Source organism: Rhizobium sp. WYCCWR 11146, from assembly GCF_013591995.1.
Lineage (GTDB): Bacteria > Pseudomonadota > Alphaproteobacteria > Rhizobiales > Rhizobiaceae > Rhizobium > Rhizobium indicum.
On sequence record NZ_JACCEY010000024.1, the window covers coordinates 368545 to 389636 of the forward strand.

A 21092-nucleotide genomic window follows, 5' to 3' on the forward strand; every position below is an offset into this window, starting at 1 on the left:
GCACTTTGCTTCGGCAGCGACCTGAAAAGCTAAGCGTGCCCCAATCCTTCAGATCTGCTCCTCGCGCTTTAGGTCTTTCTTTTTACGCATGTCGTTATCGCAAAACCGCTGCACACTTTTGCGCGACATGCATTAGCCGCCGGTTTCGAAACCGGGGTAAAGCGTCATTCCACCGTCGACATAGATCGTCGATCCGACGATGTAATCGGTGAAATCAGACGCAAGCCACACCGCGGTCCGGCCGATCTCTTCCGCCTCGCCGATGCGCTTGTACGGGATGAGCTTCATTAGCTCAGCGTAGGCTTCCGAGGTTTGCCAGGCGCTAGTATTGATTGGCGTGCGAATTGCGCCGGGGGCGATGCTGTTGACGCGGATGCGCTTTTCGGCGACCTCTTGGGCTAGGCTTTTCATAAGAAGCATCAGTCCGCCTTTCGACGCCGCATAGTTCACGTGTCCGGCCCAGGGAATGACTTCATGGACCGAGCTGATGAATACGATCTTGCCGGCTGCCACGGAAACATCAGGCCGTACGCCCCGCCGGAGAAACTCCCGGACGGCCGCGCGCGAACATAGAAACGCGCCCTTGAGGTTGACGTTCATGACGGTGTCCCATTGGGCGCTCGTCATCTCGTGAAAGGGGGCATCCCTCTGAAGTCCGGCGTTGTTGACGAACACGTCGACCGTGCCGAACTCCTCGACGGCGGTCGCGAACATCGCCTCGACCTGCGCCTCGTTGGAAACGTCGGCCGCGACCGCAAGCGCGCGCCCGCCGCCCTGTTGAATCTCGTCGACGACCTGCGTGGCGTCCTCTGGGGCCGTGACGTAGTTGACGACCACGTTCGCTCCCGCCTTGCCGAGAGCGAGGGCGATCCCACGGCCGATCCCGGAATTGGCGCCGGTGACGAGGGCAGTCTGCCCCTTCAGCAGATGGACCGGTGGCAGGGTTGGAATCACCGGCTGAGGCAACTGCCGGTTCTCGTAGTAACTTTCCATGATGACCACTCCTCATTTGCCGGAGCCGAGCTGTCCGGTGTAAATTCGATCGGCGCCGCCGAGCATTTGCCCTTGAGCGCTTCCGTTTTTCTTAGAATCAGGGAAGCATTCTATCTCTTTGTTTTCACGCAATTCCGGACGCAAAACCGCTGCGCACTTGTGCTGAAATTTCTCTAGGAGGTCTTGGCGCGTTCAAGCCACGCCTCAGGCGAACCCGAGGCGAACAAATGCATTCCCCGCGCGATGAACCCGGTCCAGCCTGTCTGATGGTTCGCGCCAAGACCGGCGCCGTTGTCGCCGTGAAAATATTCGTAGAACTGAAGGCAGTCTTGCCAGTGCGGATCGTCCTGGAACTTGGCTTGCCCGCCGAACACGGGTCGTTTGCCATCGTTTCCTCGCAGGAAGATGGCCGACAAGCGCTGGGTGAGTTCCTCGGCGACCTGATAGAGGTTCATGTGACGGCCGGAACCCGTGGGACATTCAACGGTGAAATCGTTGCCATAGTAGCTGTAGTATTGCAGCAGCGCCCGGATGATCAGGCCGTTCATCGGCATCCATATCGGGCCGCGCCAATTCGAGTTTCCGCCAAACATGCCGCTGTCGGATTCTGCCGGGAGATAGGCTACGCGGTGCTCATGATCGCCGACCTGGAAGACGTAGGGGTGCTCATCGTGGTAGCGCGACAGTGCCCTGATGCCGTAGGGACTGAGAAATTCATTCTCGTCGAGCATCGTCGACAGCACGCGACGAAGCTTGTTCTCGTCCAGTATCGAGGCGAGCTGACGATTGGCGTGACCCGGCTTGCGCGGGTCATGGATGAAGGCGATCAATTCCGGGCGCGTATCGAAGAAATGCTTCATCTGCCTGGTGACCTCGGGATACCGTTGGTAGATGTCGCCCTCGAACGCGGTGGCGGCGCATAGCGGCAGCAAGCCGACCATCGAGCGGACCTTGAGACGCTGGGCCTGCCCATCCGGCAGACGGAGGACGTCGTAGAAGAACCCGTCTTCCTCGTCCCACATTCCAACCTCGTCGCCTGCGTGGATCATCGCCGACGCTATCCATAGGAAATGCTGTGTAAACTTGAGCACCATCTCCTCGCCGCCCGCATCCTTGAGAGCCAATTCGGTCGCTATCTCCATCATGTTCTGGCAGTAGAGCGCCATCCATGCGGTGCCGTCTGCCTGCTCCAGATAGCCCCCGGTCGGCAGCGGCGCGCTGCGGTCAAACACCCCGATATTGTCCAGCCCAAGGAAGCCGCCTTCGAAGACATTCTTGCCGGATCGGTCCTTGCGGTTGACCCACCAGGTGAAGTTCAGAAGCAGTTTCTGGAAGGATTTCTGAAGCCAGGCGACGTCGCCCTTGCCTGACCGCGCCTGCTCCAGGCGGTAGGTGAAGATCGTCGCCCAGGCGTGGACAGGCGGGTTGACGTCGCCGAAATTCCACTCGTACGCCGGTATCTGCCCGTTCGGATGCATATAGGCTTCGCGCAGCATCAGATCGATCTGATCCTTGCCGAAGTCGGGATCGACCATCGTCAGAGCGATCACCTGGAATGCCAGATCCCAGGCTGCGTACCAGGGATATTCCCACTTGTCCGGCATGGAGATGATGTCGGCATTGTACATGTGATGCCAGCCGACGTTACGCTGTTCGATCCGGCGCTTCGGATCGAATGGATCGACGCCGTGTTCGTCCAGCCATTTGTTCACGTCATACAGATAGAACTGCTTGCCCCACATCATGCCCGCCAGAGCCTGACGCATGACATCGGCGGCGTCGGCCGTCATCGACGGCGGCGTGATCGAAGCGTAGAACTCATCGGCTTCGCGCCGACGCGCCTGCATCGCGTCGTCGAACGAACGATCGAACATTGGCCGGACATTCTTGGATCCTGCAGCCGGCGGCAGGTCACATAGGCGCAGCCGCAACGTCCGGGATTGCCCGGCATCCACGATGACGACATAGTGTGCCGCAGCCTTGGTTCCGATCTGCTGCGGGTTCACGGTGTCGGTGCGGGCATGCACGACGAAGCTGTCGATCCCATCCTTGACGAATGGAGTGGCACTCGGAACGCCGAACAGACGTTGCGTATTCGTCTCGTTTTCGGTGAACAGCAGCGCCGGCGAGCCGTCACAATAGAGATATCGTGTGACGTCCGCGTCCGCCGGCAGCCCAGGCGCGGCTTTAGCAGCGATCACAGCCGGAGCGTCATTCCGCTCCACACGTTCCAGGGTTGGCTTGTCACCCTCTTCACCCCAGGACCAACTATTCCTGAACCATAATGTCGGCAGCACGTGCAGGGTGGCCGCTTCCGGACCGCGATTGGCAATGGTGATCTCGACAAGAATGTCCTCGGGTGCTGCCTTGGCATATTCGACGAAGACGTCGAAGTAGCGATCGGCGTCGAACACGCCGGTATCGACCAGTTCGTATTCAAGCTCGCCTTTCCCGCGCCGGCTATTGGTCTCCACCAGGTCGTCGTAGGGATAGGCGGATTGAGGATATTTATAGAGATACTTCATGTACGAGTGGGTCGGCGTCGAATCCAGGTAGAAGTAGTACTCCTTAACATCCTCGCCGTGATTGCCCTCGCTGTTGGTAAGGCCGAACAGCCGCTCCTTCAGGATTGGATCCTGTCCATTCCAGAGAGCCAGCGCAAAACACAGCCGCTGCTTGCTGTCGCTGATACCCGCCAGACCGTCCTCGCCCCAGCGATAGGCGCGCGACCTGGCCTGGTCGTGGGTGAGATAGTCCCACGCATCGCCGCCCTCGCTGTAATCCTCGCGAACGGTTCCCCACTGCCGTTCGGACAGGTAGGGCCCCCATTTCTTCCAGTCGGCTTTTCCGTCTCGCGCCTCCCGGAGGCGCTGGGATTCAGCATTCATCACGCGTCCTCACGGTCACTGATAATTGGCATGCCATATCGCCTTCAAAGGAGGCAGTGGTCCGTGACCATGACTTCGTGATCAATCGGCTGAACTGAAGGAGAGGCAGGTATGGCGGCCCATCTACACTCCCGCAAAAGGCAGAGGGGAGATCCTGTACGCGGTCGATTTAGCCTGCGCGCTGAACTCCGCTTTTGTAAGTGTGTTACTGTAACATACGTCCGAGATCGGTTCCGCGACTACGCCTGGAGCTGTCTTTGCTATAAATCTGTAGCAAAAGACGACTTGGCCGATGTTTAGCTATCAATCCTCCTCCACTGGGAGGAGTATGCGGCACGAGCGAAGATACAATAGTCGACAGCCTACACACCATGTCTGACCGCAAGGAGGATTTGAGATGGCTAGACCTCACGCTTTGTTACTCGCCACGGGCCTGTTCCTGCCTTTTGCAGGGTTCCCGTTTTCGCCACATCTGACGCTGACCGCCGCCGCGCAGGAGCCGGCCGCTTCCAATCCCGTCACGGCGGAAGACGACGCGCCGGCGCCTCTGAGCGAGGACGAACTCGAAATCCTGGTGGCGCGGATCGCGCTGTATCCGGACGAACTGGTTGCGCTCGTCACGTCGGCGTCGCTCTATCCGCTGCAGGTCGTGGAAGCAGCCCGGTTCCTCGAAACCTTGAAGAAGCAGCCCAAGCTCAAGCCGAAGACGACGTGGGATGGCAGCATCGTATCGCTGCTGAATTATCCTCAGATCGTGACGATGATGAGCGAGGATCTGGACTGGACGCAGTCTCTCGGAGAGGCGCTTTCCTACCAGCAGAAGGACGTTCTGATCGCCATACAGCAACTGCGCGACAAAGCGGTCGCCGACGGCATCATCAAGACCGACGACAAGATCAAGGTCAGCCAGGAGAACGACAACGTCGTGATCGTCTCCGCCAGTCCTGAGAAGATCTATGTTCCGCAATACGCGCCGGAGATGCTGTATGAACCGAACTATGTGGCCGAGCCTATCGGCTACTATTCCGAGCCGTATCCGAACTACTACTATCCGACCGCCACCTTTTTCGCGGGCGTGGTGACGGGAGCGGTGTGGGCCGCCGCCGTCGACTGGAACCGCTGGGGCGTATGGGGCGGGCGCTGGAACGGCAATGTCGATATCGATTGCAACAACTGTTTGAACAACATCAACGGCAAGGTGAATATCAACGACGTCGACTGGAAAAACGTCGACCGCAGCAAGATCGGGTTCGACAGCGCGCAGTTCAACAAGATCGACCGCAGCTCCTTCCGGACCAGTATCGAGGCGAACGCCAGCAACAGGGTCGGAGCAAGAGGCAACGACCGTGCGAACACGCTCCGCGACAAGCCAGGCAAAGTCAGTGTCAACGATGTTCGCAAGAGTAAGATCGATGCGGACAGGGTAAATGCTACTCGCAACAAGGCAGCCAATACAGGCGCGGCGGCTGGGGGCGGGAAGGTAGCGCAGGCTGCGCAGAACCGCAGGCCCGACGCAAGAACACCGAACAGGGCTGCCGAAAACGCAAGGCCCGGGGTCAACGCCAAACGCCCGGTCGCAAAGCCGAAGCCTGCGGCCCGGGTCGACAGCCGGCCCAGAAAGCCTTCGGCGCTCGGTCAGGTCGACAGCGGCAGGCGCGCTCAGATGCAGTCCAGCCGCGGCAGACAGGCCATGGCCGGAGGCAACCGCGGTGGTGGCGGTGGAGAAATGCGCCGCGGCGGTGGCGGCGGCGGCCGTCGTCGATAACCAGAAGAAGGAGGAAAGTCATGACAAAGTCAGTCAGAAACATGCTTCTGGGTTCGGTGTTCGCTCTTGCGGCTCTCGCCACCAATCCGGTTCCGGCATCTGCAGCAGAGCCATCCGATGCGACCGTCATCTCGGGCTTCGCTTCGCAGAGCGATCCGCCCATATTCGAGACGCCGGAACAAGCCGTCGACGCCTTCAAGGCGGCGCTAGCGGCTGATGATTTCGACAAGTTCGCGGCGCTGCTCGGTATCGATGCAGCGAAAGCGAAGGCAGGCGAAGGGGTGATGGACACCTATGCCCAAATCCGCGACGGCACGAAGAAGAAGATCGTCGTGAAGGACGTCGATGGCCGCAAGATCATCGAGATCGGCGACAAACTATGGCCTCTGCCATTTCCGATCGTGAAGGGCGACGATGGCAAGTGGGGTTTCGACACCTATGCCGGGTTCGAGGAGATCATCAATCGTCGCGTCGGCGAGAACGAATTGCAGACCATCGACACGATGCAGGCCTATGTCGATGCCCAAAAGGAATATTCTTCCGCTGACCACGACGACGACGGCGTTCTCGAATATGCCCAGAAACTGATCAGCAGCGACGGCAAAACCGACGGTCTCTATTGGTCGCCTGATCTGGGCGAGGGGGATAGCCCGGCGGGCAACGCTCTCGAAGACAATGCCGCGCTTGATAAGGCCAAGGCCGGCGAAGGTTATTACGGTTATCGCTACAGGATCATCGACGGCCAGGGACCGAACATCGCGGGCGGAGAGTTCGACTATGTGATCAACGGCAACATGATCGCAGGATTCGCCCTTATCGCCTGGCCGATCCGATATGGCGAAACCGGCGTGCACACATTCGTCGTGAACGCGAACGGCACGGTCTACCAGGCCGATCTCGGCCGGGAGACCGAAAAAATGGCTGCTGGCGTCAGGACCTTCAACCCGGGTGACAATTGGGACGTGACTCCTGATTGAACGAGGGTCTCGCGTGTTGGGAACCAAGTTTGCTCCACCTCGTTGCCGCTTCGTACCTGACAATGATGCAAAGGAGGAAACGATGATTTCCGCAGATCAGATCCGTGAGCATATGGAAGTGCGGGCTGCCGACGGCACCCATGTCGGCTCAGTCGATCATCTCGACGGCCCCACGCGCATCAAGCTGACGAAGCTCGACTCGGAAGACGGCAAGCACCACTTGATCCCGATCGATTGGGTCGATCACGTGGATGCTCACGTCCATCTGTCGAAGAACGCCAGGGATGTCCGGATGCAATGGGCTACCATCAACTGATAGCCGGTCGGCTGCGGCTTACCGGCCGCAGCCTCCACACTTTTCGGCATCATGATCAAAGGAGCCCGCCATGTCGAAGCAATTAAAGAGCGGCGATGAGGTAAGCTGGAATACCAGCCAGGGAAAGACCGAGGGCAGGGTAGTCAAAAAGCAGAGCACTCCGACGAAGATCAAAGGCCACAGCGTGAAGGCATCGAAGGCCGAGCCGCAATATATCGTCGAGAGCGACAAATCGGGAAAGCGGGCGGCACACAAGCCTGACGAACTCAAGAAGCTTTGACGCCCGCGGCCGTTCTGTTCGAGCAAAGGAGATCGATATGCCAGCCAAGTCCAAGGCCCAGCAGAAGGCGGCAGGCGCCGCACTTTCGGCCAAGCGTGGCGAGACGCCGAAGAGCGAACTCAAAGGCGCCTCGAAACAGATGGTCGAATCCATGAGCGAGAAACAGCTCGAGGAATTTGCCTCAACCAAGAGGAAAGGCAAACCTCAGCACGTCTCGAAATGAGAGATGTCGAACCGCCATGCGTTGCAAGACGTTCCCGCCGCTTAACAGCTAGGGCGTGAACCTTGAAAGCGGCTGCCTCTGCCGCCGCGACGGCTGCCTATGAAGCAAGATTGGCAGTTCGGCCGCGGTCGGTGTATGGTTCCGACGATCGTTTCAGGGCAATTGCCCATCAGCTAGAAGAGCGCATCGCGCTAAAACGGAGTCCGAGATTGGCCGTCGCTTTTACCAAGGAAGAGAGTTTCGAAACCGCTTCGGAAACCCTGCTGCCCGATCGTCCGATTTCGCCGCATCCGAACCTGGTCACTGAAGCGGGATTGAAGGCTCTGGAATTACAGTTCCAGCAGGCTCGCGAGGTCTATGATGCTGCGAGCCCCATCGAAGACGTGAACGAACGGCGGCGGCAGACGGCCAATCCATTGCGTGATCTTCGCTACTTAGCCGCAAGACTTCGCACCGCTCAGCTCATGCCTGCCTCTACGTCAATCGAGACCGTCGCCTTCGGCAGCACGGTGACCTTCCGTCGCGACGACGGGCGTGTGCAGACCTATCGCATCGTCGGAGAGGACGAGGCTGATCCCAAGGCCGGATCGATTTCCTACGTCTCCCCGGTGGCGCGGTTGCTGATGGGCAAGGCTGTCGGCGATGTGGTGGAGACAGGCGGCCAGGAACTGGAAATCATCGCCATCGCATAGGAGAGTGCTATTCGCGTAGCTCTCATAATTTTAGTACCGTTTGGTACTTTATTTATCGAACCTTTACCATCCGTGGCTAGAACGATGGCACTCCATCATCGAAAGTCATGCTCATGGTCAGCGCAATTTCCAGTTCTGCATCCACCATTTTGAGTTCAGCCGTTTCAACCTCGTCTTCCAGTTCGTCGGATCAGCTTGCCTCTCTCGAGGCACAGCTTGCCGAAAAGAAGGCAGCCCTGTCGGAAACGCAGGACGAGCAAGAGAAGGCCACGATCGAAAAATCTATCGATACGCTGGAAGCAAAGATCGCCAAGCTCGAAGCGAGCGAGAGCAGCCAAACTCAAGCGTCTGCTGCATCGAAGCCCGCCGGCGAAGCTCCGAAAGAACTCTCCGGCGAAAGCGAGCGTATCGGCACGACGAATTTTGACGAAACCAGCGAATTCGGCAGCCGCACGGCTTACGTCTGATAAAAGCGACCCGGTCACCGGGATGATGCTGCATTTTTGAGTGATGCATCAAAGACGGCGCTTGGCCACGGTGACGACTTCGCGTGTCAGATCCGCCAGGCGGTCGGCGGCGAGGCGATTGATCTGCCAATAGAGCGGGACATCGAGCGGCGTGTCGGGCACCAGCTCGACCAGCCGTCCGGATGCGAGGTGCTCGCAGGTCAGTTGGGTCGGGTTCATTCCCCAGCACATGCCCGAAAGGCTGGCCTCGACGAAGCTCTGCGGCGAAGGCAGCCAGTGGGTGGGGTAATCGAGATCGCGTCCGAATGTTCGCCTGATCCAGCTGCTCTGCAGCCTGTCCTTTTGATTGAAGGTCAGCGCGGGAGCGTTGCGGATCGCCTCTGATGTCACGCCCTGCGGAAAATAGCGTGCGACGAAGTCGGGGGTTGCCGTTGCATGGTAACGCAGAACGCCGAGTGCAAAACGCCGGCAGCCGCGGACCGGCTTTTCCAGGCTGGTGACGGCGGCGATCACCCGCCCGCGCTGCAGCCATTCGGCGGTGTGGTCCTGGTCGTCGACGGCGACGTTCAGCAGATAGGAAGAGCTTTTGGCAAAATTCGACATCGCCTCGACGAACCATGTCCCGAGGCTGTCGGCATTCGTCGCGATTTGAAGCGTGACCCTTTGGCGTGGTTCGTCGGGATCGGCGAGGGCCGGCAGTTGTCCGAAGAGTTCGGCTTCGAGCATGCCGACATTCTCCATATGGCGGCAGAGCCATTCTCCCTTTTCCGTCGCCGTGCACGGCGTGCCCCTGACGATGAGGACGACGCCGAGACGCTCTTCGAGCTGCTTCACGCGCTGCGAAATGGCCGAAGGGGTCACGTTCAGGACGGTCGCAGCTCTTTCGAAGCTGCCTGTCTGGACAATCGTTGCGACGGCGCGAAGAGCGGGATAGTCGAGCATGGATTAGTTTCACTTAATCGAAGTAAGCTGGATTAATTAGCCTAATTCTCCCAATCGCGATAGCGCAATCCTCACCGAAATGAGGGCATTGGCTGAAGAGATGAATTTTTCGATCTATGGAACCGGCCTGATGATGGGCCTCAGCCTGATTGTCGCCATCGGCGCGCAGAACGCCTTCATCCTGCGCCAGGGCTTGCGCAACGAACATGTGTTCGCCGTCTGCCTCGCATGCGCGGTCTCCGATGCGGCGCTGATAGTGCTTGGCGTAACCAGCCTCCATCAAATCGCCAGGTTCATGCCCTGGCTCGATCCCGTCATGCGCTACGGCGGAGCCGTATTTTTGATCTGGTACGGGGCAAGAAGCCTCTATTCCGCCTTGCGGTCGTCCGCCGCTCTGACAGCCGGGGAGGCCAAAACGTCGAGCTTTCGGCAGACGCTGGCAACCTGCCTCGCACTCACCTGGCTCAATCCGCATGTTTATCTCGACACCGTGGTACTGCTCGGCACGATATCGACACGATATCCGGGAGAGCAGGCTTCTTTTGCGGCAGGGGCGGTGACGGGGTCCTTCCTGTTCTTTTTTTCGCTCGGTTATGGCGCGAAGCGGCTGCGGCCGATCTTCTCGAAACCCTCATCCTGGCGCATGCTGGAAACGCTCGTCGCTTTCACGATGTGGATCATAGCGTTCAAGCTGCTGGGCGGGTTGTGACCGCCGATCCGCTTCACCGCGTTTCGGCGGCCGACTCCTCGTTCGACGAGACGAACCTCAGGAATAGTTCCTGCGCGCGCGTCGGCATCCAGTTGACGCGCAGGGTGAGGCCGATCGGCCGTGCGGTGTGGCTGAGGTCGAGCGGCAATGCCTTGAGGAGGCCGCGTGACAATTCCGCCTGGGCCTGCAGATAGGAAATGCAGCCGAGATGGTCCGTTCCGTTCAGCAGTTCGCGCATCAGGATGAGCGAACTGGACTCGACGATGCTTGTCGGCGGGCGGTCCAGGCCCTCGAACAAGGTGTCGAAATGCCGCCGGATCGGCGTGCCGCGCTGGCCGACGATCCATGGATAGGCCGCGAGTTCCTCGACCGAGAGCTCGGAGCGTGCCGTCAGCGGATGGTTGCTGCCGGCAACTATGACCAGCGTATCGTTGAACAGGAAGCGTTGCTCGACGTCACCGATCGGTGCGGGATCGCGCAACGCGCCGATCAGGAAATCGATCTCGCCGCGCCTGAGGCCGGCAAGCAGATCGGCATAGGGACCTTCGAGAATGTGGATCGGCGTGTTCGGACGGAACTTCCGGAACTCGGCAATAGCTCTCGGAAGCACGAAGGAGCGTGAAAGCGGCATCGCACCGATGACGATCCGGCCTGCTTCTTCCGAATGTGTTTCGGCGAGATCCACCTCCGCCTGCGCCAGTTCGGCAAAGGCGAGGCGTGCGGCCTGGGCGAGCGTCCCGGCGGCGCGGGTGGCGACGATGCCGTAGGAAGTCCGCTCGAACAGCGGGCGGGCGGCTTCCTCCTCAAGCTGCGTCACCGCCCGGTGAACGGTCGGTTGTGCCAGGCCGAGCCTGCGAGCGGCAAGCGTGAAGTTCTCGGCCTCGCGCACGGCGATGAGGGCCTGCAGCTGCGAGGACGTCGCGACCATGCGAAGGCGGGGGCTGAGTTCATTGAGGGCCGGATCGAGGAAACCGAAGGCTCTTCGTACGCGCTTTGCGAGGACATCGCCCTGCGCATTGGCGAACAGTCCTTGCGGGGTCCTGGTGAAGAGGGTCGTGCGCAGGCCGCGCTCTATCTTGGAGAGCGCCTGCGTGACGGCGGGCTGCGAGAGATGGCAGACATCGGCGGCCCGGGTCACGGAATTGGTGTCGACCACTGCCAGGAAGACCCGGAGGTGGCGGAGGTTGTGCTGGACTTGCGATGCCTGAGATGCTGTCGGATTCAAGTCAAATTACGCTCCAGAATGGCATCCGCCCGCGCTTCCAGAGAATTCTCCTCCGTGCGGATGTCCAATTCGCCGATCTGCCGCTGCCAGTCGGTCGTTGCCGAGGCCATGCGGTCCGGCAGGCCGAGTTCCCTCAGTGTCGCGGCGACTTCCTGCATCTCCGCCGCCCGCCGCCTCCCATGGGCCATCATGCGTTCAAGGTTGTAAGCTGCGCGCGCGGTCCAGTCCATCCCGGGATCAGAAGCCTGGAGAGAGGCGAGCACTGCCTTCTCGACCCCGGCGCGGCGCGCGGCAAGCAGGCATTCCGCGGTCAGCGCTTCGAAACCCTTGATCATCACCGATCGGAGCATCTTGATCGAGGAGGCCTGCCCGACCTCGTCTCCCGCGGTCTGGATGTTCATGCCGAGGTCGAGGAGCAGGCGTTGCGCGCGGTCGGCCTGTGATCCGGAGATCAGCAGCGGCGTTCGATGACGGGCGGGATGGACGGGCGACATCACGGCGACGTCGACATAGACGGCGCCGGCGGCTTCGACGAGCTTGGCGGCGGCCGCCTTCGTCGCGGGGGAGCAGGAATTGCAGTCGAGATACAAGGCGTCCCTGTCGAGGAATTCGGCGGCGCGCGCCGCAGCTTCCAGAGAGCGATCCGCAGTCACTAGACTGAAGACGGTGCCGGCGCCCGCCAATGCCAGTCCCGGAGTTTCGGCGCAGTCGACGCCAAGTTCCGAACAGGCCCGGAGCAAATCGCTACGCTGGGATGGATCCTCCACCTTTATGTCGAATGTGGAGATCCTACCGGGGGACGCAGCGCCATTCTCGGGTATCCAGCCCGACACAAAGGCCTGCGCTGCTTCGCCGAATCCGATCGTTGCAATCGCCGACATCGGTTTTTCCCTTTCCCCGTGCTGCCGGGCAGCTCGTTCCTCGAAGTGAAATTGGGCAGGCAGGCGCGGTCCCGGCCGCGCCTGCCGCGAGAAGGCATATATGTGATGCCTCGACATGGGTCTTCGAGCCTGATCGTAACGTTAGGCTGTCCGGATGTGAGGGAAATGCCCATTTCAAAATGATCGGCGAGATATAAGAAAAAGCTATAGTTCGCTGCCCGAGGGGATCAGCTGAGGTTTTCCTATAGCGAAAACTTATGAGATCGGCGCAATTCCAAATTGGCAAACGGCAGGCCGAGGCATGAAATCCCGTCAACTAGGAACGAGATATTCATGTCGGAAAAGAAGACGGCTCTCGTCATCCGCGTCCATGTTGCGGATTTCGTCTGGCGCTGCGGCGGCGCAATCGCGCTACACGCCAAAGGGGTTACGACGTCACGGTCGTGTGCCCGTCCTTCGGAGAGCGCGGCAGTCCTGCGGACGCGGCGCCCAATATGCGGAAGGCTTTCAATCGGTCTTTCCGCGCACGGTCGACGAGCTCTGGCCGGCCAAGGGAGGAGGAGATAGATGGAACCTTGTTTCGACATTGCGCATCTGGCGCATGTCGAGATGTATTCGAACAAGTTCGAAGAAAGTCTCGACTTTTTTCTGCGGGTCTACGGCCTGAGCCTTGCCGGCCAGGATGAGAATTCCGCCTACCTCAGGGCATGGGACGATTACGAGTTCCATACGCTGAAGCTGACGCGTCATCACACGACCGGCGTTGGGCACATCGCCTACCGGGCATCGTCGCCGCAGGCGCTCGAGCGGCGGGTGAAGGCGATCGAGGCGAGCGGCTACAAGGTTCTGGGATGGGTCGACGGCGATCTCGGCCATCACAGCGCCTTCCGCTTCGAAGATCCCTTCGGGCATGTGTTCGAAATCTATTACGACACGGTCCGCTACCGACCGCCCGACGATGAAAAGCCCGCTCTGAAAAACATCGCGCAGCGCTATCATGGCCGGGGATGCCACCCCCGGCGTCTCGACCATCTCAATCTTCTGGCGTCGGATGTTTCCGAGTTCCGGCGGTTCATGGAGACGTGCCTCGGGTCCCGGGTGACCGAGATGATCCAGCTCGACAACGGGCGCGTGGGAGGCTGCTGGTTCACCATCAACAACAAGGGCTACGACCTCGCCTGCACCGAGGAGCATGGCCGCGGCAACGCCCGTCTTCACCACGTCACCTACGCTACGGACACGCGTGAGGACATCCTGAGGGCTGCAGACATCTTTCTCGAAAACGGCGTCCACATCGAGACCGGCCCGCACAAACACGCCATCCAGGGCACCTTCTTCCTCTACGTCTGGGAGCCGGCCGGCAATCGCGTCGAGCTAGCCAATGCCGGCGCGCGTCTCATCCTGGCGCCCGATTGGGAGCCGATCGTCTGGACCGAGGCCGATCGGAAAAAGGGGCAGGCCTGGGGGCTGAAGACGATCGAAACATTCCACACCCACGGCACGCCGCCGGCGGACAAGAACGGAGCATAAGCATGGGCATCGTCGTACAGAACATACCGCGGGCGGAAGCCGATGTGATCGACCGGCTGGCCAAATCAGGCGTCGCGACAGTCCACGAAGCCCAGGGACGCAAAGGCATGCTCGCCAGCCATATCAGACCGATCTATTCGGGCGCGCAGATCGCCGGCTCCGCCGTCACGATCTCCGCACCGCCCGGTGACAACTGGATGATCCATGTGGCGATCGAGCAGATCCGGGCCGGCGACATCCTGGTGCTTTCGCCGACCTCGCCCTGCGACAACGGTTATTTTGGCGACCTGCTCGCCACCTCGGCGCGGGCGCGAGGTTGCCGCGGCCTCGTCATCGACGCCGGTGTCCGCGATATCAGGGATCTGACCCAGATGCAGTTCCCGGTGTGGTCCAAGGCCGTGTCCGCGCAGGGGACCGTCAAGGAAACGCTCGGTTCGGTCAACGTTCCGATCGTCTGCGCTGGCGCCTTCATCGAAGCCGGCGACATCATCGTCGCCGATGACGACGGGGTGTGCGTGGTGAAGCTCAACGAGGCCGAGGAAGTTCTGACTGCTGCCGAGAAACGGGTGGCGAACGAGGAGGCCAAGCGCCAACGCCTCGCCGCCGGCGAACTCGGGCTCGATATCTATGACATGCGGCCGAAGCTCCGGGAGAAGGGGCTTAAATATGTATGAGGACGGCATCCCCTGCCTCTGGATGCGAGGCGGAACGTCGAAAGGCGCCTATTTCCTGGCCGAGGACCTGCCTGGAGATCCCAACGAACGGGACGCCCTGCTGCTTGCCATCATGGGCTCACCGGACCCGCGGCAGATCGACGGGATCGGCGGTGCCGATCCGCTGACCTCCAAGGTTGCGGTGATTTCGGCTTCTTCCCGAGAGGATGCCGATGTCGACTATCTCTTTCTGCAAGTCTTTGTCGATCAGGCGCTGGTGAGCGGTGCGCAAGGGTGCGGAAACATCCTTGCCGGCGTCGGTCCTGCCGCGATCGAGCGGGGTCTGGTGAAAGCGTCGGATGACGTGACGCCCGTCAGGATTCACATGGTGAACTCCGGCGAGATCGCGCTTGCTCGGATCGAGACGCCGAATTGCAGGGTCAACTACCAGGGCAGGGCCGAAATCGCCGGCGTGCCGGGAAGCCATGCGGCGATACCGCTGCTCTTCGTCAACATTGCGGGCTCGATGTGCGGCGCCCTTCTTCCGACAGGAAACGAGGTCGATGTCATCGACTGCGTAGAGGCGACGCTGATCGACAACGGCATGCCCTGCGTGATCATGTGTGCCTCGGATTTTGGGCTTTCCGGGGAAGAGAGCCGCGAGGCGCTGGAAGCAAATGAGGGCCTCAAGCAGCGTATCGAAGCAATTCGCCTCAAGGCCGGCCCGATGATGAACCTCGGCGACGTCAGTGCCGCGTCCGTTCCCAAAATGACTCTGGTATCGGAGCCCCGAACCGGCGGATCGATCGGCACACGCAGCTTCATCCCGCACAGGGTTCACGCCTCGGTCGGCGTGCTGGCCGCAGTCACCATTGCGACGGCGACGCGGCTCGGCCGTTCTCCGGCGCATGCACTGGCACATGCTTCCACAGACGGCCGTTACCGGATCGAGCATCCCACAGGTGACATGGAGGTGTTCCTTGATCTTGCCGCAGACGGCTCGGTCCAGGGGGCGGGGACGATCAGAACGGCGCGCAAGCTGTTCGACGGAAGAGTGTTTCCCAATTTGCCGGCCCGCTCGAGCCTTGGTCGAAACCGTCTCGACTGACTGGCCGAGACGCGTCCATTTCGCGCTGGCAATCTGCCAGCAGATGTGGCGGAAAACGCCTTAGCTCCCGGAGCGCATGCTCATGGTTGGCATCCCTGCGCCTCTGCGACTTGAATGCGGAAAGGGCTTGTACGATATTCCAGATGTTTGTTTGAGACATGTCGGGCCTCCTTTGCTGCATTTAGCTGCCGACACCCGAAATATGAGGGTCAATTGACATTCAATCAAACAAAATGATATGGGGTTATAAATCAGAAAAATTGAAAGATGTGACGATGAGCATTCCCTTTCGCCGTCCCATTCCGCTGCTTGACAACGAGGTGCTGCGTACCTTCGTGGCTATCGCCGAGACAGGCAATTTTTCGACCGCCGCCGAAGCGGTCTTCCGTACGCCGTCGGCGGTGTCGATGCAGATCAAGAAGCTTGAAGAACAACTGGGGGCAACGCTGTTTCTGCGCGACGCCCGTTCGGTATCGCTGACACGCCACGGCGAGATGTTGCTGTCCTATGCCCGCAACATGCTGGCTCTGTCGAACGAGGCGGTGTCGCGCTTCATCATGCCGGAGCTTAGCGGCGTCGTGCGGCTCGGCGCGCCGGAGGATATCGGCGAACGGCTGCTGCCGAGCATCCTGAAGAGTTTTGCCGAAAGCTATCCCGGCATCATGGTCGACGTGACCATCGACATGAGCATCGGGCTGAAGAAGCGCATGGAGGAGCAGCGGCTCGACCTGGCCTTGATCAACTGTGCGACACGGCCGTTCCCGACGGGCGGAGAGGTGGTGTTCCGCGAGCGGCTGGTCTGGGCCGGCGCCAAGTGCGGGTCGGCGCATCGGCGCGATCCGCTGCCGATCTCGATCTGGGAAGACGGCTGCATCTGGCGCCAGGAGGCGCTCTCCCAGCTCGAACGCAACAAGCGGCATTATCGCGTCGCCTATCTCAGCGGCCACACGATGGCGCAGCGCGCCGCCGTGCTTTCCGATCTCGCCATCGCGCCGTTGCCGCTGTCCTATGTCAACGAGGACATGGCGATCCTCGGGCCTCAGGAAGGCCTGCCGGAACTCGGCGCCTTCGATATCCGCCTGCTGACCGCCTCGCAGGTGTCGGGGCCGATCGAGACGGTGGCCGACAGCATTCGCGGCGCCTTTGCCGAGAGAGCGAAGGCGGTGGCCGCCTAGCCGCATTTGCGCCGATCGAACGTGACAGTGAACCTTTTGGTTTGTCGTGCGTTATCGGCGCGGACGGCAATTGTCGCCGTTCGGGGTTGATTTCAAACAAGGATATCCGAGATGACGACAACGGCCAAAATTGCCGCAGCTTTTATGGTTCTTCTTGCCCTTTCCTCCTGCGGCAACACGATCCGCGGCATAGGAAAAGATACGGCAAATACCGTGAACGCCACGCAGGACGCCGGCCGCTCAGTCGACCGCGCCGCGAAGAAGTGATGACGGTTCAGATTCCTTCCGGGGATTGCCTGATCAGGTGCTGACCGGGGTCGGATCATCCTAACGGATGACCGGGGGATAAACCTTTTCCAGCCCGCCGGATCGGTCGAGACCGGTCCGGAAGGCCTGGTAGGCAGGATGTTGGCTGGAGCGGGCGGTTTCCATCAGTCGGATCTGTAACCGGTCCGGCGCCTGGGTTCCGAGCCACATTCCCAGATTTTCGAGCTTCAGCGAGTTCAGGAAACGCGATTCCGCAGCGAGATCGAGATGGCGGCGCAGGCCGTCGAGTAGGTTGTCGTCCTGGGCGGCGTTTTCCATGAGCAGCGCCAAGTATGACTTGTCGGTCTCCGACAGCCCAGCGAGCTTTTCCGCAACGGTATCGCGGTCGGGAAAGGGAACATTGCCTGTCATCGAATCGTCCATGCTTCATCGTGTTTTGGCCGTTATAAACTCGCCTTGACCTTCTCGGCTACATCGACCGGCACCCATTTCGTCCACAGACTCTCGTAATTGCGAAGGAAATAGATCGCGGCATCCTCGTTGCTTGCGCGGTTTTCGTCCTGCCAGGCGAGCACCTGGTTGATCGTCGCATTGTCCCATTTGCGGGTCTTGAGATAGGTCGTGACAGGTCCGGTGCGGCTGGCGAAGGACCTGGTCATTAGTGTGAAGGCGCGCGAGACCGGGTAGGAATTGACCTCGGGCCTGGCGCAGCCGGCAACTGCGGTACAGCGGTCCCATTCGCTTTTGTTGTGGCCGACGCTGAAGCTCAGGCGCGTCATGTCGTATTTGCCGAGGATGGCGGTCGGCGCCCAGTAATAACCGAGCCAACCGATCTTGTTGTCGAAGGCGCGGGCAATCGACGCATCGAGCCGTTCAGGACTGCCGGTCTCGACAAGCTCGAAGCCTTTCTTGTCGGCGGCAAGCGCCTTGAACAGGTTGGTGGTCGATATCTGGCAGCTCCAATCGGCGGGGCAGTTGTAAACTGCGCCTTTCGACGGGTCGTCTTCGGCGGGAAAGAGTTCGGGATGCTTGAGCGCGTCCTCGACCGAGCGGATGTCGGGGTGGGCGTCGGCGATGAATTTCGGGATCCACCAACCCTCGACGGCGCCGTCGGCCAGGATTTCGGCCCCCTGTACCAGCCGGCCACTGTTGACAGCCTGATCGAGCAGGGACCTCACGGAATTGATCCAGTATTCGGAGGCGATGTCGGGGATGCCTTTCTCATTCATCGAGGCGAAGGTCGGCAGGGTATCGCCATCGACGATGGTGACCGAGCAGCCGTAGCCCTTTTCCAGGATGATCTTGTCGAAACTCGCCGCAATGCCTGCCGAGGCCCATTTCATTTCGGCGATCGAAACGCTGCCGCATTCGGCGGCTTCAGCCGGCGCGACGGTAGAAAGAGCCGCGGCAAAGACGGCCGGAATCAGAAACGTCTTCATCGTCATTCCCCGAATTCTTCTTAGGCGGACGTGCAGCAGGCTCTGAAATTCACCGACAAATCTCTCCGGCACCCGAATGGAAAATGCCTGCCGGGGCGATACCGCAACAGGCTTTCCGGTTCACGGGCAGGCCATGTTCAACAATGGCGTATTATGACGGAGCCTACGCGTTCGCTCGCAGAAATCAACCATCTTCTGCTCATGGTTGCGTGACTAAATTATTGAATTCGAAGAATTTATGTCAGCATTCCGAAATTGGCGCCCTCGGGCGAAAAGCACGCTCTTGGCGATCGGCAGCGGATCTTCGGCAGAAATTTCGGCGAGAATGTCAAAAAAGATCAAAATTAACATTTGCGTAAGCCTTCAATAACTCTCCGGTAAGAATGTGCCGTTATCAGTTGGGGCGTGGCAGCAATGACCGCCGCTTCTCCGGTTCAGGTAGTGCGTACCGGAGAAAGCGAGCTTCGCCGTGTAAGGGCGAAGACGCCTGAGTTTTCGGCAAACCGCGCAGAGCCAAAGGCCATGCGCGGTTTTCGCGTTTGCGTGAGAACTTGCCCCAAGCCAAGTCTTGACCCGAGCCAAGCTTGACCCGAGGTTGCCGCCCATTGTAGGCCTCGCCTGAACGAGAGGCGAATGCGGGCCATCATGGCAAGAGCGATCATGCTGCAGGGAACCGGCTCCGATGTCGGCAAGACGGTGCTGGTTGCGGGCCTCTGCCGGCTGGCGGCCAATCGCGGGCTGACGGTCCGGCCGTTCAAGCCACAGAATATGTCGAACAATGCGGCGGTCGCCGATGACGGCGGCGAGATCGGCCGGGCGCAATGGCTGCAGTCGCTGGCCGCGCGCACGCCGTCCTCGGTGCACATGAACCCGGTGCTGCTCAAGCCGCAATCGGAAAACGGCAGCCAGATCATCGTCCAGGGCAGGGTGTTCGGACAGGCGAAGGGGCGGGACTACCAGCGGCTGAAGCCACAGCTGCTCGGCGCCGTGCTCGAAAGTTTCGAAAAAGTGGCTGCGGGCGCCGACCTCGTTATCGTCGAGGGCGCCGGATCGCCGGCCGAGATCAATCTCAGGGCCGGCGATATCGCCAATATGGGCTTTGCGACGCGGGCCGGCGTGCCTGTCGTGCTCGTCGGCGATATCGACCGCGGCGGTGTCATCGCCTCGCTGGTCGGCACGCATGCGATCCTCGAGGATGACGACCGGGCGATGATTGCGGGCTATATCATCAATAAATTCCGCGGCGACGTCTCGCTGTTTGACGACGGCATCCGCGCCATCGAAGGTTTTACCGGCTGGCCGTGTTTCGGCGTCGTGCCGTGGCTGCCGGGTGCTGCGCGCCTGCCGGCCGAGGATTCGGTCGTGCTTGAACGGTTGGCAAGGGGCGGCGCGCGCGCGCTGAAGATCGCCGTGCCGGTCCTGCCGCGCATCGCCAATTTCGACGATCTCGATCCGCTGAGGACTGAGCCGGATGTCGAGCTGGTCTTCGTACGATCAGGCGAGCGGATACCTGCCGATGCGGGCCTCGTTGTGCTTCCCGGTTCGAAATCGACGATATCGGATCTCGCCGACCTCAGGGCTGAGGGCTGGGACCGCGATCTCCAGGCGCATGTCAGGCGCGGCGGCCGGGTGATCGGCATCTGCGGCGGCTATCAGATGCTCGGCCGCATGGTGCATGATCCGCTCGGCATCGAGGGCGGGACGCTCGAGACGCCGGGGCTTGGGCTGCTCGACATCGAGACCGAGATGGCGCCGGAAAAGACCGTGCGCAACAGCCAGGCTCGCTCGACCGAATATGATGCGCCGCTTGCCGGCTACCAGATCCATCTCGGCATCACCCGCGGCCCGGCTTGCAACCGGCCTTCGGCGATCATCGATGGCGCGCCCGACGGGGCGCTGTCGGCCGACGGCCACATCATGGGCACCTATCTGCACGGCCTCTTCGGCAGCGACACCTACCGCGCCCGGCTGCTTCAAAGTTTCGGGCTATCGGGCGAAGGCGGCAACTACCGCGAAAGCGTTGACCGGGCACTCGACGAGGTCGCGAGCGGGCTAGAGAAACATCTCGACCCGCGCTGGCTTGCGGGGCTGGTTGGATAGAGTAGTTCCGCTATCTCTGAAGCGAGCCGAGACTTCCCTCTTTAGGGTTTTGCCGATTCCCTAGCATCGTTTGGTGATTTGCCTGGAAAGGATATTTGCGCTTACGCAATTTACAATATGGTTATCGTATCCAATAGTATCACCGGACGAGATGCGACAAAATTGCATATGGCTTTTGTTAAGAGGCCTTCATACGAAAAGAAGTCGTCGGAGGACATGAATTAAACGCTGTGAGCGAGCGCTCTTCACAGCCGTCGAAGGACAGTAACCTCCGTATGAGCAGCATCCCGCCTGGCATTGCAACGGTCCCGTTTAATCGGTCGACTCTGGTCTTCGAGTGCTTTGCCGCGTTGCGGCGTTTCATCGGATCTCCGCTGATCCGTCCCTGCTTCATCACGAACTTGCATTGGGTGGGAGCGTTTTGGGAGAGAGCGAGCCGGATGCCGAGCGCCGAGAGGAAGA

22 protein-coding genes and 1 pseudogene are annotated in these 21092 nt (G+C 60.4%); 15 read left to right on the forward strand and 8 right to left on the reverse strand.

The window, feature by feature from the left end; all coding sequences use genetic code 11:
- Nucleotides 1-132: 132 nt before the first annotated feature.
- Complete coding sequence (locus HX899_RS21635) at nucleotides 133-993, reverse strand: SDR family oxidoreductase (protein ID WP_138330011.1); 861 nt, start codon at nucleotides 991-993, stop codon at nucleotides 133-135.
- Nucleotides 994-1166: 173 nt separating this feature from the next.
- The gene (locus tag HX899_RS21640) at nucleotides 1167-3881 is read right to left on the reverse strand and encodes an MGH1-like glycoside hydrolase domain-containing protein (RefSeq protein WP_181293357.1); all 2715 of its coding nucleotides are present in this window, start codon (nucleotides 3879-3881) and stop codon (nucleotides 1167-1169) included.
- Between the two features lie 397 nt (nucleotides 3882-4278).
- Here HX899_RS21640 and HX899_RS21645 point away from each other — a divergent pair, with 397 nt between their 5' ends.
- From HX899_RS21645 to HX899_RS21675, 7 genes are all read left to right on the forward strand, one after another.
- On the forward strand, nucleotides 4279-5646 hold the full coding sequence (locus HX899_RS21645) for a DUF3300 domain-containing protein (RefSeq protein ID WP_181293358.1): 1368 nt from the start codon (nucleotides 4279-4281) through the stop codon (nucleotides 5644-5646).
- A gap of 20 nt (nucleotides 5647-5666) precedes the next feature.
- On the forward strand, nucleotides 5667-6623 hold the full coding sequence (locus HX899_RS21650) for a DUF2950 domain-containing protein (RefSeq protein ID WP_181293359.1): 957 nt from the start codon (nucleotides 5667-5669) through the stop codon (nucleotides 6621-6623).
- 82 nt (nucleotides 6624-6705) lie between these two features.
- Nucleotides 6706-6939, forward strand: coding sequence for a DUF2171 domain-containing protein (locus HX899_RS21655; protein ID WP_003560207.1), 234 nt, complete (start codon nucleotides 6706-6708; stop codon nucleotides 6937-6939).
- Between the two features lie 70 nt (nucleotides 6940-7009).
- Nucleotides 7010-7219 carry a DUF2945 domain-containing protein gene (locus HX899_RS21660; protein ID WP_138329119.1) on the forward strand — a complete coding sequence of 70 codons (210 nt, stop codon included), beginning with the start codon at nucleotides 7010-7012 and terminating at the stop codon, nucleotides 7217-7219.
- Nucleotides 7220-7256: 37 nt separating this feature from the next.
- Nucleotides 7257-7442 carry a DUF3008 family protein gene (locus tag HX899_RS21665; protein WP_003560205.1) on the forward strand — a complete coding sequence of 62 codons (186 nt, stop codon included), beginning with the start codon at nucleotides 7257-7259 and terminating at the stop codon, nucleotides 7440-7442.
- A gap of 209 nt (nucleotides 7443-7651) precedes the next feature.
- Nucleotides 7652-8134, forward strand: coding sequence for a transcription elongation factor GreA (gene greA, locus HX899_RS21670; RefSeq protein WP_181293360.1), 483 nt, complete (start codon nucleotides 7652-7654; stop codon nucleotides 8132-8134).
- A 107-nt stretch (nucleotides 8135-8241) separates the two neighbouring features.
- Nucleotides 8242-8601, forward strand: a complete 360-nt coding sequence (locus HX899_RS21675; protein ID WP_138329120.1) for a hypothetical protein — start codon at nucleotides 8242-8244, stop codon at nucleotides 8599-8601.
- 48 nt (nucleotides 8602-8649) lie between these two features.
- Here the strand turns inward: HX899_RS21675 and HX899_RS21680 are convergent, their stop codons facing one another.
- Nucleotides 8650-9543, reverse strand: a complete 894-nt coding sequence (locus HX899_RS21680; protein ID WP_180194001.1) for a LysR family transcriptional regulator ArgP — start codon at nucleotides 9541-9543, stop codon at nucleotides 8650-8652.
- Nucleotides 9544-9643: 100 nt separating this feature from the next.
- Between HX899_RS21680 and HX899_RS21685 the strand changes: the two genes are divergently transcribed.
- Nucleotides 9644-10252 (forward strand): LysE/ArgO family amino acid transporter, encoded by a 609-nt coding sequence (locus tag HX899_RS21685; RefSeq protein ID WP_180194348.1) that lies wholly within the window; start codon nucleotides 9644-9646, stop codon nucleotides 10250-10252.
- Between the two features lie 13 nt (nucleotides 10253-10265).
- Here HX899_RS21685 and HX899_RS21690 read toward each other — a convergent pair whose 3' ends face one another.
- On the reverse strand, nucleotides 10266-11477 hold the full coding sequence (locus HX899_RS21690; RefSeq protein WP_181293361.1) for a LysR family transcriptional regulator: 1212 nt from the start codon (nucleotides 11475-11477) through the stop codon (nucleotides 10266-10268).
- Nucleotides 11474-12358, reverse strand: a complete 885-nt coding sequence (locus tag HX899_RS21695) for an NAD(P)-dependent oxidoreductase (RefSeq protein ID WP_181293362.1) — start codon at nucleotides 12356-12358, stop codon at nucleotides 11474-11476. Before HX899_RS21695 ends, HX899_RS21690 begins: the two co-directional genes overlap by 4 nt.
- A gap of 333 nt (nucleotides 12359-12691) precedes the next feature.
- On the opposite strand from HX899_RS21695, the pseudogene HX899_RS34865 reads away from it, so the two are divergent.
- The 4 genes and pseudogenes from HX899_RS34865 to HX899_RS21710 all read left to right on the forward strand — a co-directional run.
- Nucleotides 12692-12837 (forward strand): annotated as a pseudogene (locus HX899_RS34865) (PIG-L domain-containing protein); the annotation flags it as partial.
- 88 nt (nucleotides 12838-12925) lie between these two features.
- On the forward strand, nucleotides 12926-13888 hold the full coding sequence (locus tag HX899_RS21700) for a VOC family protein (protein WP_181293363.1): 963 nt from the start codon (nucleotides 12926-12928) through the stop codon (nucleotides 13886-13888).
- A gap of 2 nt (nucleotides 13889-13890) precedes the next feature.
- Nucleotides 13891-14562, forward strand: coding sequence for a 4-carboxy-4-hydroxy-2-oxoadipate aldolase/oxaloacetate decarboxylase (locus HX899_RS21705; protein ID WP_181293364.1), 672 nt, complete (start codon nucleotides 13891-13893; stop codon nucleotides 14560-14562).
- Nucleotides 14555-15649, forward strand: a complete 1095-nt coding sequence (locus HX899_RS21710; RefSeq protein WP_181293365.1) for a 4-oxalomesaconate tautomerase — start codon at nucleotides 14555-14557, stop codon at nucleotides 15647-15649. The genes HX899_RS21705 and HX899_RS21710 overlap by 8 nt, the downstream gene beginning before the upstream one ends.
- Here the strand turns inward: HX899_RS21710 and HX899_RS35195 are convergent.
- A complete protein-coding gene (locus tag HX899_RS35195; protein ID WP_246697157.1) occupies nucleotides 15564-15809 on the reverse strand; it encodes a hypothetical protein in 246 nt (81 codons plus the stop codon). The genes HX899_RS21710 and HX899_RS35195 overlap by 86 nt on opposite strands.
- A 73-nt stretch (nucleotides 15810-15882) precedes the next feature.
- Between HX899_RS35195 and HX899_RS21715 the strand changes: the two genes are divergently transcribed.
- Together HX899_RS21715 and HX899_RS21720 are read left to right on the forward strand one after the other, a co-directional pair.
- Nucleotides 15883-16824 (forward strand): LysR family transcriptional regulator, encoded by a 942-nt coding sequence (locus HX899_RS21715; RefSeq protein ID WP_003560195.1) that lies wholly within the window; start codon nucleotides 15883-15885, stop codon nucleotides 16822-16824.
- 111 nt (nucleotides 16825-16935) lie between these two features.
- Nucleotides 16936-17091: a hypothetical protein gene (locus HX899_RS21720; protein ID WP_003560194.1), complete on the forward strand. Its 156-nt coding sequence runs from the start codon at nucleotides 16936-16938 to the stop codon at nucleotides 17089-17091.
- A gap of 60 nt (nucleotides 17092-17151) precedes the next feature.
- Here the strand turns inward: HX899_RS21720 and HX899_RS21725 are convergent, their stop codons facing one another.
- Together HX899_RS21725 and HX899_RS21730 are read right to left on the reverse strand one after the other, a co-directional pair.
- Nucleotides 17152-17514: a hypothetical protein gene (locus HX899_RS21725; RefSeq protein ID WP_181293366.1), complete on the reverse strand. Its 363-nt coding sequence runs from the start codon at nucleotides 17512-17514 to the stop codon at nucleotides 17152-17154.
- A 20-nt stretch (nucleotides 17515-17534) separates the two neighbouring features.
- Nucleotides 17535-18536, reverse strand: coding sequence for a glycine betaine ABC transporter substrate-binding protein (locus HX899_RS21730; RefSeq protein ID WP_181293367.1), 1002 nt, complete (start codon nucleotides 18534-18536; stop codon nucleotides 17535-17537).
- Nucleotides 18537-19175: 639 nt separating this feature from the next.
- Between HX899_RS21730 and HX899_RS21735 the strand changes: the two genes are divergently transcribed.
- Nucleotides 19176-20630, forward strand: coding sequence for a cobyric acid synthase (locus HX899_RS21735; protein WP_181293537.1), 1455 nt, complete (start codon nucleotides 19176-19178; stop codon nucleotides 20628-20630).
- Nucleotides 20631-21092 lie beyond the last annotated feature (462 nt).